The following is a 1,483-nucleotide window of genomic DNA, read 5'->3' on the forward strand; positions in this document are numbered from 1 at the left end:
GGCTCGCCTGCCTCGCAATGGCTCGGCTTCCGGCCGTCCCTGCCGGATTCCAGGCCGGTCATCGGCGCTTCGCGCGGCAGCTCCCGCGTAATTCATGCTTTCGGGCACGGCCATCTCGGCCTGACGCTGGCTCCGATCACCGCGCGGCTGGTCGCCGACTTGATCGGCGGACGCGGCGATCCGGCTCGGCTCGCACCTTTCGCGGCGGGCCGTTTCGGCCGTTGATCGATGGATGCCCTCGATCTGAGCTAGTGCGCGAAAACCTGCTCCAGCGAGCGAAAGCCCTTGAATTCCAAGGCATTGCCCGAGGGGTCGCGGATGAACAGCGTTGCCTGTTCGCCGGGCTCGCCCTTGAAGCGGACCATCGGCCGTTCCAGCCAGTCGATGTCGTCGCGCGCCTCCAGCCGTGTCGCCAGGCGCTGCCAGTCGTCCATCAAGAGCACCGCGCCGAAATGCGGGATCGGCACGACAATGCCGTCGACCTTGCCGTCGCTGGGGGCCTGTGCGGCCTGCGGCCGCAGATGCGCCGACATCTGGTGACCGTAGAGGTCGAAGTCGACCCAGGTCGCTGACGAGCGGCCGATCGCGCAGCCCAGCACCTCGCCATAGAAAACGCGGGTTTCATCGAGATCACGGACCGGGAAGGCGAGATGGAAAGGCGTCATCGAAATGCTCCGTGCAGGCTGCGAACCGATTTTGCGTCACAGGGTTCGCGGTTTGAACCGTCCGCCCTGCATTTTGATTGAAGCCTATGCCATTGCACAAGCCGGACCGGAACAATAGATGGGTGGGCAACGGCCGCACACCGGCCGCACCAGCAGGATTTCAGGCATGACCGACATATCAGACGCAGCAAAATTGACCGACCGCGTCGCGGCCCTGGTCGAGGCTGCCAAAAAGGCCGGCGCCGATGCCGCCGACGCGGTGGCCGTGCGCGGCCGCTCGACCGGTGTGTCGGTGCGTCTCGGCAAGGTCGAGGCTACCGAAGCTTCCGAAAGCGAGGATGTGGCGCTGCGCGTTTTCGTCGGCGGCCGCGTGGCGAGTGTCTCGGCGACAGCGGCGTCCGACCCGAAAACGCTGGCCGAGCGCGCCGTGGCGATGGCGAAAGTGTCGCCGCAGGATCCCTATCAAGGGCTGGCCGATCCGGCATTGCTCGCCAAACAGACGCGCGATCTCGACCTGTTCGACGCCACCGAAGTGTCGGCAGACCAGTTGAAGGAAGCCGCATTGGCGGCGGAAGCGGCAGCGCTTGCCGTCAAGGGCGTGACCAATTCGGCCGGCGCCAGCGCCGGTGCCGGGCTGGGCGGCCTGGTGCTGGCCACCTCGCACGGCTTCCTCGGCCACTATGTCGGCTCGCGTTTTTCGCGCTCGGCCAGCGTTATCGCCGGCGAGGGCACCGGCATGGAGCGCGACTATGAATTCTCCTCGCGCCAGCATTTTGCAGATCTCGATGCGCCCGAGGACATCGGCCGCAAGGCCGGCG

Annotated in this window: 3 protein-coding genes; 2 read left to right on the forward strand and 1 reads right to left on the reverse strand. The window is 66.5% G+C overall.

The features are described from left to right. Positions 1 to 225: FAD-binding oxidoreductase (locus EN914_RS35280; RefSeq protein ID WP_164779160.1), on the forward strand; the 225-nt coding region annotated here is incomplete at its 5' end. A 23-nt stretch (positions 226 to 248) separates the two neighbouring features. Here EN914_RS35280 and EN914_RS35285 read toward each other — a convergent pair. Further along, on the reverse strand, positions 249 to 665 hold the full coding sequence (locus EN914_RS35285) for a VOC family protein (protein ID WP_013532348.1): 417 nt from the start codon (positions 663 to 665) through the stop codon (positions 249 to 251). Between the two features lie 166 nt (positions 666 to 831). Between EN914_RS35285 and EN914_RS35290 the strand changes: the two genes are divergently transcribed. Beyond that, a partial coding sequence (locus tag EN914_RS35290) for a PmbA/TldA family metallopeptidase (protein WP_281034696.1) occupies positions 832 to 1,483 on the forward strand: 652 nt, incomplete at its 3' end.

This window comes from Mesorhizobium sp. M7A.F.Ca.CA.001.08.2.1 (genome assembly GCF_003998455.1).
Lineage (GTDB): Bacteria > Pseudomonadota > Alphaproteobacteria > Rhizobiales > Rhizobiaceae > Mesorhizobium > Mesorhizobium ciceri.